Origin of the sequence: Deinococcus terrestris (assembly GCF_009377345.1) — a bacterium.
Classification (GTDB): Bacteria; Deinococcota; Deinococci; order Deinococcales; family Deinococcaceae; genus Deinococcus; species Deinococcus terrestris.
Map to the genome: position 1 here is coordinate 73,382 of NZ_WBSL01000004.1, position 14,600 is coordinate 87,981.

Here is a 14,600-nt window from a genome sequence, read left to right on the forward strand (position 1 = left end):
CAAAGCAAACGGAAAGGGCCGGAAACGTCCTCCCGATGCTGGGCAGCGGGTATGGCCGCTGCGTGAGAGGGGCCTCAAGGCCCGCCCCCGGCGTGGGACGCTGCCCCCGAAGGTGCCCGCGTGCCGGGGCAGGCTCACCGGCCTCTGGTAAAACGGAAGCATTGTGAAGGCCACTGACGCCCCGCCCCGCATCTACCCCATCCGTCTGTACGGCGACCCCGTGCTGCGCCGCAAGGCAAAGCCCGTGCAACCGGGCGACACCCTGACCGTCCCCGGCTTCGGTCCGCAGACTGTCCGCGAGGTGGCGAACACCATGCTGGAGACGATGTTCGAGGCGCGGGGGGTGGGCCTCGCCGCCCCGCAGGTGGGCCTCTCCGTGCGGCTGTTCGTGGCGGTCGAGTACGAGGACGACGAGGAAGAAAACGAGGGCGGCGACAAGCCCCTGAAGTCCCGAGTCCTGCGCGAGTTCGTGATGCTCAATCCGGTCCTCACTGTCACCGACAAGAAAAAGGACCGCGCCTACCAGGAAGGCTGCCTGAGCATTCCCGGCATCTACGAGGAAGGCGTCGCCCGCGCCCGAGGGGTCCAGGTGCGCTACACCGACCTCGATGGCCAGGAGCGGACCCTGGAAGCAGACGACTACCTCGCCCGCGTCTTCCAGCACGAGACGGACCATCTCGACGGCGTCTTCTTCCTCGACCGCCTGCCCCCCGAGGTCACCGAGGACTACCGCAAGGAACTTGCGGCCATGCAGCGCAAGTCCAAGCAGTTCCTCGCGGAGCTGGCCGAGGTGCAAAAGGCGCAGCGGGAGAGCCGAGAGTGACGTTCACGCCCCGCGTGGCCTTCTTCGGCTCGCCCGCCTTCGCCGTGCCCGTCTTGGACGCGATCCGCGAGCGCTTCGAGGTCGTGCTGGTGGTCACGCAGCCCGACAAGCCCGTGGGCCGGGGCCTGAAGCTCACGCCGCCCCCGGTCGCCGCCCGCGCCGCCGAGGTGGGCCTGCCCCTCGCCCAGCCCCGCAAGCTGCGCGGCAACGCCAGTTTCGAGGCCCGCTTGCGCGACTCCGGTGCGGACGTGGCCGTCACCTGCGCCTACGGCAAGATTCTGCCGGGGCCGCTGCTGGCCGTGCCCCGGCACGGCTTCCTGAACACCCACACCAGCCTGCTGCCCAAGTACCGGGGCGCCGCGCCGATCCAGTGGGCCTTGATTGGGGGCGAGACGGTCACGGGCACGACCATCATGCAGACCGACGAGGGGCTGGACACCGGGCCGATCCTGTTGCAGGAGGAGCTGCCCATCGCCCCCCAGTGGACCAGTCTGGAGCTGTCGGACGCGCTGAGTGTCCAGGCTGCCCGCCTGATCGTGGAGGCCCTGTCGCGCCTGCCCGACCTGACCCCCGTTCCGCAGGACGACGCGCGGGCCACCCATGCCCCGCTGCTTACCAAGGAGGACGGGTTCGTGCGCTGGGCCGACCCCGCGCGAGCGGTCGTCGACCGTTACCGGGGCGTGGCCGCGTGGCCGCAGACGACGGCCTTTCTGGGGGGAGCGCGGTTGAAGCTCTCGGGCCTGACGATCACGGAGGGGCAGGGCCAGCCCGGCGAGGTGCTGGGCGTGGACGCTGATGGTCTGACCGTCGCGTGCGGCGAGGGGGCCGTGCGGGTGGCGACCGTGCAGCCCGAGGCCCGCAAGGCCCAGCCCGCCCCCGTGTGGGCCTCGGGCGCGGGGGTGGGCCGGGGCACCCAGTTCGACCTCTGGGAACCTGTGGCCGACCCAGGGCGTACCGGGTAGCGTGAATCCCGCCTTTCCCCTCACGCTGGAATTCAAGTTCAGCCTGCTGACCGAACTGCGCGTGACCGACGCCGAGGGCCGACTGGTGGCGGTCGTCAAGGAGAAGTTTTTCAGCGTGCGCGACGAGGTGCGCGTCTACAGCGACGAGACGCGGCAGGTGCAGACGCACGGCATCCGGGCGCAGGGGCGGATGGCCGGGGCGCTCGACTGGCGGGCGCGGCGGCTGATCCGGCGGCTGGACGGCACCCCGGTGGGTGCCTTGCAGGCCCACGGCGTCCGGACCCTCTGGGGCGCGAGCTACGAGCTCTACGGCGCGGAGGATGACCTCGCCTTCACCATGCGCGACGACCACCCCTGGATGAGCGTAGTGGAGGGCGTGATCGGCGCGGTGCCCCTGGTGGGCGACCTCGTGGCGGCGGGCTTCGACTACCTCGTCAACCCGACCTACACCGTGAGCGACGCTGCTGGAGAACCTGCTTTCCGCGTCCGCAAGCGCCGCAGCCTCTTCTCGCGCCGCTTCGAGGTCGAGGCGCTGCGCCCGGCCCGCCCCGAGGAGGGCGAACTCGTCACGCTGGGCCTGATTCAACTCGTGCTGCGCGAGCGGGAACGGGGCTGAAGGTCAGGACTTCGCGGGCTTCTCGCTGAAACTGGGCACGTTGTTCCCATAGACGGCAAAGGCGTCGCAACGCTCGCGCAGCACGCAGGCCGGGCACTTCGGGCGGGTCCACGTGCAGACGCGCTGGCCGTGGCGCAGCAGGTTGACGTGCAGTTCGTAGAGGTGCGGCGGGTCGGGCGGCAGCAGCGTGAGGAGTGCCCGGTGCGCCGCCTGCTCGCCCATCCGGGGAATCGTGCCCACGCGGGTGTTGATGCGGTGGACGTGCGTATCCACCGGAAAGACGGGCCGCGCGTAGTTGAACAGCAGCACGAGCGACGCGGTCTTGACCCCCACGCCGGGCAGGTCGGTCAGCCATTTCAGGGCGTCCTTGACGGGCAGTTCGGCCAGAAAGTCGAGGTCGTACCCGCCCCGCTGTTCCCGGATGGCCCGCAGGGTGGCCTGGATACGCGGGGCCTTGCTCTCGGGGTAGTTGCTGCGCCGAATGGCGTGGGCGACGGCTTCGGTCGGGGCCTCTATGATCGCGTCCCAGTCTCCCAGGGTGAGCAGTTCCTGATAGGCCGCCTCCTCGTCCTGATGGGTGGTGCGCTGGGAGAGGATGGTGCTGATCAGCTCGTGCATGGGGGCACGCCGGGGGACGAGCGGGCGCTCGCCGTACTCGGTCCGAAGCAGGCCGGACATCCACTCCAGCAGTTCGGCCCGCTCCCGGGGAGGGCGGGCCGCGTTGAGGGTAGGCTCAGTCACGGGCGGCGCTGGAGCGGTCGGCGCCCTCGCCCCCGGCCTCATCCCGGCCCCCCTCGGCAGGTTGGTCCTTGTCGGCGGGGTCGGTGCCGGGGTTCTCGCCCCGCGCCTCATTGGGGATGGCGTGGCTTTGGCCCTCGGCGGGCGAGGTCTGGGCGGGGTCGTAGCCCTTCTTCTGGGTGTCGTCGGTCATGGCCTCAGCCTGCGCCCCGCTCCGCATGGCCGGGCGAGACGGGGGTAAAGGCGGATTTAGAGCATTTGCTATAGGAATGCGGTGGTGTCCCGCATTCGTTAGCCGGGCAGAGCGAGCGAATTCAAGGAGAGCGTTGGGCGCTTGGGAGACACCTGGGGCGCTGTTCCCCAGGGGCCGTAACTCGGTCAAATGCTCTAGGGCGGTGCCGGAGTGGGCAGCGCCCATCGTGTCTCCCATCCACCCCTGCTCCGCTCAGACTGAACGGGTTCGGAGCGGTTTAACCGGACTTTGTCGGAGCCACCGTGGGAGGGGCGGCGTGGACCGACATGAAAAAACCGCCACTACGGGCGGTTGAGTGAAATAAAGATAGCGCGGTATGCAGGATTCGTCAATCTCAACCGGCCTGAGGGTGGGTTGGGCCATCGGCTGCAAAACGGGGCGGACCATCCTGGGGACCGCGAAGGGAGTTCGCCGTTGATGCCGGAACGCCCGCGCCACTGTCACGCCGCACCCCGCGTCAGAATCCCGCAACCTCCGCCGCGCTCGCCTCGGCCGCCAGCACCACGGTTTCGGCCTCCCCCGGTCGCCGGGCCGCCGCCTCCCGGTCGCGCCAATTCAGCACATGCCCGTCCACGCGCACCTGCCGGGTCAACCCCAGGTCGAGGTCCTGCACGACCCAGCCCGGTGTCTGCCACTTCCCCTCGGCGGCGAGGCCGGTGTCGGGCAGGCCCACGTCGGCGGGGGCGTAGAGGGCCGCCTGTCCCACCGCCGTCTCGACCGCGTAGGTCCAGGCGGCGTCCGCGAGCAGCGGGGCGTGCAGGGCGTAGAACTGGTTTTCCAGGGCACGGGCCATGCTGCCGACCCGGACGCGGGTGTATCCGGCCCGCGTCCCCGTGAAGGAGGGCACCACCAGCAGCTCGGCCCCGCCCTCGGCCAACCGCCGCGCGAGGGCCGGAAATTCGCTGTCGTAGCAGATGGCGACCCCGAAGCGCAGCCCCCCGAGGTCGAAAACGCGCACGCCCTCGCCCGGCACGATGTCCCACTCCTCGGCCTCGAAGCGGGTCATCAGCAGCTTGTCCTGATGGCTGTAGGTCCCGTCCGGCCCGAACACATAGGCCCGGTTGACATATCCGTCCCCGTGCGCGACCGGGTAACTGCCCGCGACGATACCGGTTCCATGCTCCCGCGCCAGCCGTGCGTGTAGCGCCAGAAAGTCGGGCAGCAGGGCCTGAAGCGCGGGCCGCATTCCCAGGATGTCGTGGTGCAGCCCCGGCGGCAGCAGTGCGATGAGTTCCAGCGCCGCGTACTCGGGGAAGACCAGCAGCCGCGCTCCCTGCCCGGCGGCCTCAGCCACCCAGCGGGAGAGCTTGGCCTCGTACGCGGCCCAGTCGGGCAAGCGGTCCACCGGGTAGGCCGCCGCGGCCACCCGCACCACGTCCGTGTTCGTCGCCGTCATGGAGGGAGTGTAGCGGGGCCGCTCCCCGCAGAGGGGAAGCCGGGGCCGCTATCCTGCCTTCCATGACTGGCCTGGTGTGGCTCGCGCTGGACGGGGTGGGCCACCCGGCCGACGCCCCGCCGGAGTCGGTGTGGGAGGCCGAGTTGCCTGCCCTGCGCCCCCTGGTAGACGGGGGAGAGGCGCTGGACGCCACCCTGGGCGTGCCCGGCCTGCCGCAGTCGGGCACCGGGCAGACCTGCTGGCTGACCGGACGGGACGCCGTGCGCGTGATGGGCGAGCACTTTGGCCCGCACCCCGGCCCAACGCTGCGGCGCCTGCTCGCCCAGGAGGGGCTGCCCGCACGCCTCACGCGGGCGGGGGGCCGGGCGGCCCTCGCCAACCACTACCCCCCCGCCTATCACGCGGCGCAGGCGCGGCGGCCCCGGCCAGGCTGTTTTCCCTACGCGTTTCAGGCGGCTGGACTGCCGCTGGACCCCCCGGCGGTGCCCCCGGTGTCTCCTACGCTGGGGCTGGGGTACGCTGCGCCCTGGCCGGAGCAGACCCCACTCGCCGACCTTTCCCGCCTGGGCGAGAGGCTGGCCCACGCCGCCCGCACCCACGACCTGATCGCCGCCGACCTGTGGCTCAGCGATCTGCTGGGGCACCGGGGCCGGGTGCCCGTTCCAGCCGACGCGCTCGCGGCGGGCCGCGCCTATCTGCGCCGGGTCGACGCCCTGCTGACCGGGCTGCTGGAGGGAGGCGCCCCCGTGATCGTCAGCAGCGACCACGGCAATCTGGAAAACCTGGCGGTCAAGGGCCATACGCTCGCGCGGGTGCCCTTCGCCGGGGCTGGACTTTCGCTGCCGCCCGCCGGGGACATTGTGGCGGGAGGGCAAATCATCGCTGGCTTCCTCGGACTCCCGGCAGCCGCCAATTAGCTCTGTGAAACGCCGCATTGGAAGGTCAGCGGGTCTCTCTCAGGCGCGTTGCCGCGAGGCAAACGCGGCCACAACGAGAAAAGTGACCCAGGGCGGATTCGGCTATGGAAGTTATCCACAGCCTTTTCCACAAGGCCTGTGGACAACATCTCGCGTCTGGGCGCGGTTGGACTGGCTGCTACCTCATGGAATCGCGTCTGAGACGGGCTTTCTGTCCCAAACAGAGCATCGACCACAAGCTCGCCAAGTTATCCACAGTGAAACACCAACCTGTGGATAACTTATGGCTCAGGCGCCACGTGCGGCCTGGATGAAGGCCCGCACCCGTTCTGCGTCCTTGATTCCGCCCGCTGCTTCCAGGCGGGTCACGGCGTCCACCCCCGCGGGCTTCAGAATGCGGACTGCCTCCGCCACGTTCTCCGGCCCTAAGCCCCCGGCGAGCCAGCCCCCGGCCGGGAAGAGGCCCCGCAGGGCGGCCCAGTCGAGCGGCTGGCCCCCTCCCGGTTGGGGCGCGTCCAGCATGGGCGTCACGCCGGGGAGGCCTAATTCCTCTGCGGTGGCCTCGCGTCCCAGGTCAGCGGGGCGCAGCACACGCAGGACGGGATAATACGCGGCGACCGCCTTCAGGTAAAGGGGCGCTAAAGGGCCGTGAAGCTGCACGGCGCTGACGCGGGCCGCCTCCGCCGTTCGCAGCACCTCGTCCAGCCCCTGTCCCAGAAAGACGCCCACGCGGGCCACCACCGGGCCGACGTTCAGGCCCGCCTCCCGCGCGACCTCCGGCGTCACCAGCCGCTTGCTGACGGGGGCGAAGATGAATCCCAATGCGTCTGCCCCCGCCTCGGCCGCAAGCACGGCGTCGTGGACGGAGGTGGTACCACAGACCTTGACCCTCACCGGGAAGGGGGGGTCACTCACGGCGGGCCTCCAGTTCGGCCACCCGCGCTTCCAGCTCGCGGGTGCGGCGCAGTAGGGCGGCCAGCAGCAGGGCGTAATGGTCGTAGAGCTTGGGGCGCTCCAGCCGCAGCTCGCCCGCCATCCATGCCGAGAGCAGGCGCTCGGACTCGCGCAGCACCTCGTCGTCGGGCACGTCGCGGTAGGAACGGTCCCCCAGGATCGTTTTGGCGAAGTTGAGTTCGCGGTCGCTCATGACCGCCATTCTGGGCCAAGTGGCGGATGCCGAAAGGTCGGGGCCATGCCACGCTAGCCGAGTGCTCCCGCGCCGTGAAACCACCCTGCACCTTCTCCTGACGCACCCGGACGGCGTGCGGGTGGCCCGGCACACCCTGACCGTGGACACGCGGACGTATTACGGGGCGAACGTGACGGAGGCAGCGCATGCGGCGGGGCTGCCCGTGCGCCTCCTGCGGCGGCTGTCTTTCACCCCACTGGGAGAGGAGGGCGGCGTGGTGCGGGCCGAGACGGTCTGGCACGTCCACGCCGACGCCCTCCCCTCCGGCCTGGTTTAGCAGCGTCCCCAGGAGTGGCCGGAACACGAACGCGCCTGGGCATACGCCGCCCTCAGCCCCCACACCCCCCGGCGGGCACCCTGGTTTCACCCCGATTGGGCCGCCGGGACGCTGGCCTGGCTGGACGCGGAACTGCGAGTGCAGGGACTGACCCGCACGGGCGAGCCGACCGTCCTCAAGCACTGGCAGATCAGCCTGCTGTGGCGGGTGCCGACCTCGGGCGGGCCGGTGTACCTCAAGGCGGTGCCGGACTTCTTCGCGCGGGAGGTGCGGGTCACGCCCGCGCGGGCGGCCGGGGTGCCGGGGGCCGCGCCTCCCGTCCTCGCGGCGGACGAGGGCCGGGGCCTCCTCCTGCTGGCCGACGCCGGGACCGACGTGGACGCGCCCGACCTTCCGGCGCTGCTGCGCCACGTGGCGCGGGTGCAGCGGGCTTCCCTGCCCCTCCTCCCCGCACTGGGGCTGGAGGACCGTGGCCCGGCCCAGGTGCGCTCGCGGCTGGCTGACCTCTTTTCCGATGAGGTGCTGTTGGTGGGAGAGGAGGGCGGCCTGACTCCGGGCGAGGCCGGGCGGCTGCGTGCCCTCCGCCCCGAGCTGGAAGCGGCCCTGACCCGGCTGGAGGCCAGTCCCCTGCCCCTCACCCTGGGACACGGTGACCTGCACGGCGGGAACGTGGTGGAGCGGGCGGGCGAGTTCACCCTGCTGGACTGGTCGGACGCCTGCGTGACCCACCCGTTTCTGGACGCGAACGCGGCCTACCTGACCGCGCACGGCACGCCGACCCCACCGGAGGACATTGCCGCCGCGCACGACGCCTACCTCTCCGAGTGGGCCGACCTCGCCCCGCTGGACGACCTCCGCGGCCTGCACGCCGACGCCCTCCGCGCGGGCGAGCTGTTCCGGGCGCTGGGGTACGTGGACAACATTCAGCCCCACGTGGAGGACCCCCAGGAATGGCGCGGGGCACATCTGGAGCATCTCCGGAAAGTGCTGCCGGAATAGCTCGGGCGGGCGGGTGCTACCCTCCCCCGCGTGTCGGCCACCGCCCCCGCCTCCGCCGCCCCGCAGGGCACCACCCGCGAACTGCTCACGCTCGCCGGGCCGCTGATGCTCTCCAACCTCGCCTACACGGTGGTGGGGTTGACCGACACACTGCTGATGGGCCGCCTGGGGGTGGTGGAGGTGGGCGCGGTGGGGTTCGCGCACATGTGCCTGCTCACGCTGGTGCTGCTGTTTCGGGGCAGCCTGAATACGGCCGCCACCTTCATGGCCCGCTCGCTGGGGGCCGGGGACGAGGCGGGGGTGCGCCGATGGGCGAGCGTCTTTCTGGGCTGCGGGCTGGTGGGGGTGCCGCTCGCGCTGGTGGGGCCGTGGCTGCTGGACGGCCTGTTCGCCCTGTTGCGGCCCGACCCCAGCATCACGGCCGTGGCCCGTACCTACGTGGGCATCCGGGTCTGGGAAGTCCCGGCCCTGCTGCTGGGAAGCGCGGCCCTCGCGGTCATGGTGGGGCTGGGGAACACGCGCACGCCGATGCGCCTCGCTTGGCTGGTGATGGTCGTCAATGCTGCCCTCGCCGTGCTGTTCGTCTTCGGTCTGGGGTGGGGGGTAGTGGGGGCAGCGTGGGCCTCGGTGATCGCCGTGACCCTCCAGAACGGGCTGGCGCTGTGGCTGCTGGGCCGATTGCACGGGCCACGCTTCGGGCGGTTCTGGCCCGCGCGACCCACCCGCGCCGAACTCGGCAGCCTGGGGCGGGTCAGCCTGCCCGCCGGAGTCACCGAACTGGCGGAGGTCAGCGCCTTCACCGTCTTTCAGGGCGTCATCTCGCGGCTGGGGCCGACCGAACTGGCCGCCTCGCAGATTGCCAACCAGCTCGCCAGTCTGGGATTTTTGCCCGCCTTCGCCCTCTCGTCGGCCACCGGGAGCCTGCTCTCGCGGGCGCTGGGGGCAGGCCGGGCGGACATCGCGGCCCGCATCGGCTGGCGCGGGACCGGGCTGGCCGCCGCCTTCATGGGCGTGCTGGGGGTGCTGTTCCTGACGCTGCCGGAGCCCCTGATCGGCCTGTTCAACCGCAGCCCCGAGGTGCTTGCGCTGGGGGCAGGCGTGCTCGCGGTCATGGCCGCCTACCAGATTCTGGATGGGGTCGCCATCGTGCTGGGCGGGGCGCTGGGCGGCGCGGGCGACACCCGCTTCCGGCTGGTCGTGACGCTGGTGGGCGCGTGGTTGGTCATGGTGGTGGGCGCGACCCTGCTGGCCCCCCGCTACGGGGTGACGGGGGCGTGGGCGGCGGCGCTCGTTTTTATCGCCTTTGCCGCCGTCGCCTATGCGATCCGCTTCGCCTCCGGGCGCTGGGTGCGGGCGCGGTTGTAGCGGGGAGAACTCAGTCCGACGGGGCCGCGAAGGTGGCGACCACCGGGGCGTGGTCGGAGGGCCGCTCGTGCCGCCGGGGGGCCACGTCCACCGTGCAGGCCCGGCACTCGGCGGCCAGGGGAGGGGAGACCAGCACGTGGTCAATCCGAAGCCCCCAATTGCGGGGAAACCCCAGGCGACCGTAGGGCCACCAACTGAAAACCCGCTCGGGTTGTTCGTGCAGCCGGAAGGCGTCGTGCAGGCCGAGGTCCAGCAGCTCCCGGAAGGCGTCCCGCTCCGGTCCGCTCACGAGCACCTGCCCTTCCCAGCGCTTCGGGCTGTGCACGTCGCGGTCTTCGGGGGCCACGTTGAAGTCGCCCACGACCGCCAGCCGCCCGTGCGCGGCGAGTTCGTCCCGCAGCCAGTCCCGCGCGGCGGCCAGCCACTCCAGCTTGTAGGCGTACTTGTCCGACCCCACCGCCTGCCCGTTGGGGACGTAGAGGCAGGCGACCCGCACCCCGCCCACCGTCGCCGCGAGCACCCGCCGCTGCTCGTCCTCAAAGCCCGGAATCCCGGTCTGTACATCCCCCAGCGGTGTGCGTGAGAGCAGGGCGACCCCGTTGTAGGTCTTCTGCCCGGAGAAGGCCGCCGAGTAGCCCAGAGTGGCGAAGTCGGCGGCGGGGAAGCGGTGGTCCTCCAGCTTGGTCTCCTGCAACGCCAGCACATCGGGCTGGTGGGCCTCTAGCCAGGCTAGGACCTGCGGCAACCGCACGTTCAGCGAGTTGACGTTCCAGGTGGCAAGCTTCACTGGGGCCTGCCGAGGGAGGAGGGGAGACGGGGCTGCATGGGGCGATGATGCCACGCGGCCCCTCACCGCCCCAGCACCGCCCGCCCCCGCACCCGCCGCGCCCGGAACGCCTGCGCCGCCAGCGCCAGCACGAACTGGAGGCCCAGCACCCCAGCGACCGCTCCCGTGATGCTCGCGTCCAGCGCGAGGGCCACGACGTACCCCAGCACGCTCGCACTCAGTCCCGCCCCCAGCGCGAGGGCGAGCGCCGTGCCCAGCCGCCGGGTCAGCAGCAGCGCCGTCGCGGAGGGAACGATCAAGAAGGCGACGACCAGCACCGCCCCCACCGCGTCGAAAGCCGCCACGACCGTCAGCGCCACCAGCGTCAGCAGCGCCCCCGACAGCAGCCGGGGCGAGAAGCCCAGCGTGCGGGCGAGGCCGGGGTCAAAGGTGGAGAGCTTGAGTTCCTTGTACAGCCCGCCCACGAAGAGAGCATTCACCAGCCCCATCCCGCCCACCAGCACCCACGCGGCGGGCAGGCCCAACCACCCCGTGCGGAAGGGCGTATACGCGATCTCCCCGTACAGCACCGCGTCCAGGTCCAGGTGGACATTGCCGTAATTCAGGCTGACCGCGATCACCCCGGCGGCGAAGAGGGCCGGAAAGACTAGCCCCAGCGCCGCGTCCTCCTTGACCCGGCCGCTGCGGGCGATCAGGGCACTCAGGCCGACCGTCAGCAGCCCGGAGAGCGAGGCCCCCACCAGCGCGGGCAGCGTGGCGAGGCTTCCCCCGCTGAGCCAGTATCCCGCCACGATTCCCGGCAGCGCGGCGTGGCTGATCGCGTCGCCCAGCAGCGCCTGTCGCCGCAGCACCAGAAAGAGGCCCGGCAACGTGCAGGCCCACGCGACCAGCACGGCCGTCCCCACGATCACGAGGTCAAAGGGGAGGGTCACCGCTGCCTCCCCGCGAGGTCACCCAGCAGCCGCGCCCGTGCCCGCCTTTGCCGGGCCAGCCCCGCGAGCAATCCGCGTCCCGGCGCCAGCAGCAGCGACAGCACTGCCAGGGCCGTGGCGGTCAGCACCGTGACGGCCCCGGTGGGCAGTCCGGCCCCGCCCGCCGGGGAGAAGGCGAGGCTCAGGGCCGCCCCCAGCCCGCCGCTGAGCGCACCAAAGACCCCGGCCAGCCGCAGCATTCCGCCCAGACCCCGCGTCCACTGCCGGGCGGCCACGGCGGGGGCGATCAGCATCGCGGCCATCAGCACCACGCCCACCGTCTGGAGGCCCAGCATCACGGCCAGCACGGTCAGCGCGGTGGGCAGCGCCGTCAGCCCCGCCACCGGCCAGCCCTGCACAGCGGCGTAGTCGGGGTCAAAGAGGCTGATCTGGAACTCCTTGTGCAGCGCGGCGACCGTCCCCAGCGCCAGCGCCCCCAGCACCGCGAAGCGGGCCACGTCCCCGGCGGTCAGCGCCGCCGCCTGCCCGAAGAGAAAGCCCTCCAGTCCCGCCTGCGCCGCGTTCCCGCTTTGTCCGATGGCGGTCAGCAGCGCAATGCCGATACCAAAGAAGGTGCTGAAGGTAACCCCCAGCGCCACGTCCTCCTTCAACCGGCTGTATCTGAGGATGGCGAGCGCCAGCAGCGAGGCGAGCAGCCCGCTGAGCCCGCCCCCCACCAGCAGCCCCAGCGTGTCCCGCGTGCCCGTGAGCAAGAAGGCCGCGCAGATGCCCGGCAGCGCCGCGTGCGCCACCGTGTCCCCGATCAGGCTCTGGCGCCGCAGCACGCTGAAGCACCCCAGCGTCCCCGCCACCAGCCCCAGCAGCGCCGACCCCAGCACGATGGAACGCAGGGTGTAGTCGGTGAAGAAGTCGGCGGGACTGAGAGTCACCGCCCACCCCCCGCCAGCGCCGCCGCGAGTGCCCCGTGCCGCTCGCCGTAAGCGGCGCGGAGGTTCGCCGGGGTAAAGGCCACCTCGGTCGGTCCCGCCGCCACCAGCGAGACGTTGAGCAGCGCCACCCGGTCAAAGTAGTCGCGCACGGTGTCCAGATCGTGGTGAACGACGACCACCGAGCGCCCCTGCCCGCGCAGCTCGCGCAGCACGTCCACGATGGCCCGCTCGGTCACGGCGTCCACCCCCGCAAAGGGCTCGTCCATGAAGGTGAGGTCGGCCTCCTGCGCGAGCGCCCGCGCCAGGAAGACCCGCTGCTGCTGTCCGCCCGACAGCTCGCTGATCTGCCGCCCGGCGAAGTCGGCCATGCCCACCCGCTCCAGGCACGCCAGCGCCTGCGCCCGCTCGCGCCGCCCCGGACGCCGCAGCCAGCCCAGGCGTCCGTACAGCCCCATCGTGACCACGTCCAGCGCACTCGCCGGGAAATCCCAGTCCACGCTGGTCCGTTGCGGCACGTAAGCCACCCGCCGCCGCACCTTCGCCAAGGGTGCCCCGAAAAACAGCGCCTCGCCCGCCAGCCGGGGCACCAGCCCCAGCGCCGCCTTGAGCAACGTGCTTTTGCCCGCCCCGTTCGGCCCGATGATGGCGGTCAGCGAGGCGGCGGGCACCTCGAACGACACGTCCCAGACGGCGGGTTCCTCGGCATAGGCCACGCTCAGGCCGCGCAGGGCGAGCGGGGGCGCAGCGGGCGCGTGGGTGGTGGAGGCGGTGCCCGGTACGGTGACAGTCATCGCAGCCCCTCCACGATGGTCCCGACGTTGTGCCGCACCATCCCCAGGTAGGTGCCCTCCGGCGTGCCGGGGTCGCCCGCCGCGTCCGCGTAGAGCGAGCCGCCGAGTTCAACCGCGTGCCCCCGCGCCCGCGCCGCCTCGCGCACCGCCTCCACCGTGCGGGGCGAGACGGTGGACTCCACGAAGACGGCCCGGATGTCCCGCTCGGCCAGGAACGCGGCCAGCGCCCGGACCCGCTGCCCGCCCGCCTCCGCGACCGTGCTGATGCCCTGCACCCCCTGCACCTCCACGTCATACCGACGTGCCATATAATTGAAGGCGTCGTGCGCGGTCACGAGGACGCGCTGCCGCTCGGGAACGGTGCGGAACTGCGCGGCGGTCCAGCGGTCCAGCGCCTCCAGTTCGCCCACGTAGCGGGTCAGGTTGGCGGCGTAGACCTCGCGCCCCTCCGGGTCCACCCGCGTCAGTGCGTCGGCGGCCCCCCGTGCCACGCCCGCCCAGAGGGTCGGGTCAAACCAGATGTGGGGGTCGGGCGCTCCGGCGGGTCCCAGCAGGCGGTCACGCGGCAGCGTCTCGAAGAGGGCCACGCTGGGGGTGCGCGTGTTCAGCGCGTCCAGAACGTCCACCATCTTCCCTTCCAGATGTAGCCCGCCGTACAGCACGAGGTCGGCTCCCGCCAGCCGCCGCACGTCGCCCGCCGACGCCTTGTAGAGGTGCGGGTCCACCCCCGGCCCCATCAGCCCGGTCACCCGCACCCGGTCCCCGCCGATCACGGCCGCGAGGTCACTGAGCATGTTGACGGTCGTGACGACCTGCACGCGCCCATCGTCCGGGGTAGAGGGGGGCGGGGCACAGGCGCTCAAGCCCAGCGCGGCGAGGAGCAGCAGGCTGCGCCTCATTCCGCCCCCCCATGCACGTGAACCTGCGCGGCCACGCCCAGCGCGAGGGTGAGGGGACCGCCTGCCAGCGCCACCGTGAGGGTGCCCAGCGCCGCATCCACCCGCGTCAGGGTCAGCGCCGCCCCCGGCGTCAGCCCCGCTGCCACCAGTGCCCGCAGCCCCGCCGGGTCGCCGTCGGGCACGCGGGCCACGGTCGCCGTCTCCTCCGGGGCAAGCTGGGTCAGCCGCCGCTCGGCGCGGGCCGGAACCTCGCCCCGCAGGGTGGGAATGGGGTCCCCGTGCGGGTCGTGGGTGGGGTCGCCCAGCCACGCGGCGATGCGGGCCTCCAGCCGTTCCGACAGTGCGTGCTCCAGTCGCTCGGCCTCCTCGTGCACCTCGTCCAGCGGCACGCCCAGCGCCCGGTGGAGGAACAGTTCCAGCAGGCGGTGGTGCCGCAACACCTCCAGCGCCACCTGCTCGCCCTCGGCGGTCAGGCGGGCCCCCTGGTACGGCGCGTGCGCGACGAGGCCCTGCTCGCTCAGCTTGCGGAGCATCCCCGTGGCACTCGCCGGGACCACGCCCAGCGCGTCGGCTAGGGCCTGCGTATTGACCTTACCGTCCTGTCCCAGCACATAGAGGTGCTTGAGGTAGTCCTCGGCGGAAGGGGAGAGGAGGCGGGCCGTCATACCCAAGTTTAGGCACGCCAAAAATTAAGATTCAAGGGGGGTGAAAAGGGGGGAGGCGGCGG

At 71.8% G+C, this 14,600-nt stretch carries 18 protein-coding genes; 7 read left to right on the plus strand and 11 right to left on the minus strand.

The window, feature by feature from the left end:
- Positions 1–163 precede the first annotated feature (163 nt).
- Genes def through F8S09_RS10295 form a run of 3 tightly spaced genes read left to right on the plus strand, consistent with a single transcriptional unit; the run spans position 164 to position 2,401 of the window.
- On the plus strand, positions 164–823 hold the full coding sequence (gene def, locus F8S09_RS10285; RefSeq protein WP_322618717.1) for a peptide deformylase: 660 nt from the start codon (positions 164–166) through the stop codon (positions 821–823).
- On the plus strand, positions 820–1,785 hold the full coding sequence (fmt, locus tag F8S09_RS10290) for a methionyl-tRNA formyltransferase (protein WP_322618718.1): 966 nt from the start codon (positions 820–822) through the stop codon (positions 1,783–1,785). The genes def and fmt overlap by 4 nt, the downstream gene beginning before the upstream one ends.
- 1 nt (position 1,786) lies before the next feature.
- Positions 1,787–2,401 carry a hypothetical protein gene (locus F8S09_RS10295; protein ID WP_322618719.1) on the plus strand — a complete coding sequence of 205 codons (615 nt, stop codon included), beginning with the start codon at positions 1,787–1,789 and terminating at the stop codon, positions 2,399–2,401.
- Positions 2,402–2,404: 3 nt separating this feature from the next.
- Here F8S09_RS10295 and F8S09_RS10300 read toward each other — a convergent pair whose 3' ends face one another.
- The 3 genes from F8S09_RS10300 to F8S09_RS10310 form a co-directional block, all read right to left on the minus strand.
- Entirely contained in the window at positions 2,405–3,184 is a 780-nt protein-coding gene (locus F8S09_RS10300) for an endonuclease III domain-containing protein (RefSeq protein ID WP_152871404.1), read from the minus strand.
- Positions 3,135–3,332 (minus strand): hypothetical protein, encoded by a 198-nt coding sequence (locus F8S09_RS10305; RefSeq protein WP_152871405.1) that lies wholly within the window; start codon positions 3,330–3,332, stop codon positions 3,135–3,137. The genes F8S09_RS10300 and F8S09_RS10305 overlap by 50 nt, the downstream gene beginning before the upstream one ends.
- A gap of 517 nt (positions 3,333–3,849) precedes the next feature.
- Positions 3,850–4,788, minus strand: coding sequence for a carbon-nitrogen hydrolase family protein (locus F8S09_RS10310; RefSeq protein ID WP_152871406.1), 939 nt, complete (start codon positions 4,786–4,788; stop codon positions 3,850–3,852).
- Positions 4,789–4,850: 62 nt separating this feature from the next.
- Between F8S09_RS10310 and F8S09_RS10315 the strand changes: the two genes are divergently transcribed.
- A complete protein-coding gene (locus tag F8S09_RS10315; RefSeq protein ID WP_152871407.1) occupies positions 4,851–5,705 on the plus strand; it encodes a metalloenzyme domain protein in 855 nt (284 codons plus the stop codon).
- Positions 5,706–5,993: 288 nt separating this feature from the next.
- On the opposite strand, the gene F8S09_RS10320 is transcribed toward F8S09_RS10315, so the two are convergent.
- Entirely contained in the window at positions 5,994–6,620 is a 627-nt protein-coding gene (locus F8S09_RS10320) for a phosphoribosylanthranilate isomerase (protein ID WP_322618721.1), read from the minus strand.
- The gene (locus tag F8S09_RS10325; RefSeq protein ID WP_152871408.1) at positions 6,613–6,852 is read right to left on the minus strand and encodes a hypothetical protein; all 240 of its coding nucleotides are present in this window, start codon (positions 6,850–6,852) and stop codon (positions 6,613–6,615) included. The genes F8S09_RS10320 and F8S09_RS10325 overlap by 8 nt, the downstream gene beginning before the upstream one ends.
- A 61-nt stretch (positions 6,853–6,913) precedes the next feature.
- On the opposite strand from F8S09_RS10325, the gene F8S09_RS10330 reads away from it, so the two are divergent.
- From F8S09_RS10330 to F8S09_RS10340, 3 genes are all read left to right on the plus strand, one after another.
- On the plus strand, positions 6,914–7,171 hold the full coding sequence (locus F8S09_RS10330; protein WP_152871409.1) for a hypothetical protein: 258 nt from the start codon (positions 6,914–6,916) through the stop codon (positions 7,169–7,171).
- A 138-nt stretch (positions 7,172–7,309) separates the two neighbouring features.
- Positions 7,310–8,170, plus strand: coding sequence for a phosphotransferase family protein (locus tag F8S09_RS10335; RefSeq protein WP_194165307.1), 861 nt, complete (start codon positions 7,310–7,312; stop codon positions 8,168–8,170).
- A gap of 30 nt (positions 8,171–8,200) precedes the next feature.
- Complete coding sequence (locus tag F8S09_RS10340) at positions 8,201–9,535, plus strand: MATE family efflux transporter (protein WP_322618722.1); 1,335 nt, start codon at positions 8,201–8,203, stop codon at positions 9,533–9,535.
- 10 nt (positions 9,536–9,545) lie between these two features.
- Here F8S09_RS10340 and F8S09_RS10345 read toward each other — a convergent pair whose 3' ends face one another.
- The 6 genes from F8S09_RS10345 to F8S09_RS10370 all read right to left on the minus strand — a co-directional run bounded on the left by F8S09_RS10345 (position 9,546) and on the right by F8S09_RS10370 (position 14,538).
- Entirely contained in the window at positions 9,546–10,322 is a 777-nt protein-coding gene (locus F8S09_RS10345) for an exodeoxyribonuclease III (protein ID WP_322618723.1), read from the minus strand.
- Between the two features lie 62 nt (positions 10,323–10,384).
- Positions 10,385–11,254, minus strand: coding sequence for a metal ABC transporter permease (locus F8S09_RS10350; RefSeq protein ID WP_322618724.1), 870 nt, complete (start codon positions 11,252–11,254; stop codon positions 10,385–10,387).
- Complete coding sequence (locus F8S09_RS10355) at positions 11,251–12,183, minus strand: metal ABC transporter permease (RefSeq protein WP_322618725.1); 933 nt, start codon at positions 12,181–12,183, stop codon at positions 11,251–11,253. Before F8S09_RS10355 ends, F8S09_RS10350 begins: the two co-directional genes overlap by 4 nt.
- The gene (locus tag F8S09_RS10360) at positions 12,180–12,974 is read right to left on the minus strand and encodes a metal ABC transporter ATP-binding protein (protein WP_152871411.1); all 795 of its coding nucleotides are present in this window, start codon (positions 12,972–12,974) and stop codon (positions 12,180–12,182) included. Before F8S09_RS10360 ends, F8S09_RS10355 begins: the two co-directional genes overlap by 4 nt.
- The gene (locus F8S09_RS10365; RefSeq protein WP_152871412.1) at positions 12,971–13,873 is read right to left on the minus strand and encodes a metal ABC transporter solute-binding protein, Zn/Mn family; all 903 of its coding nucleotides are present in this window, start codon (positions 13,871–13,873) and stop codon (positions 12,971–12,973) included. The genes F8S09_RS10360 and F8S09_RS10365 overlap by 4 nt, the downstream gene beginning before the upstream one ends.
- Complete coding sequence (locus tag F8S09_RS10370) at positions 13,870–14,538, minus strand: metal-dependent transcriptional regulator (RefSeq protein ID WP_152871413.1); 669 nt, start codon at positions 14,536–14,538, stop codon at positions 13,870–13,872. The genes F8S09_RS10365 and F8S09_RS10370 overlap by 4 nt, the downstream gene beginning before the upstream one ends.
- Positions 14,539–14,600: the final 62 nt, after the last annotated feature.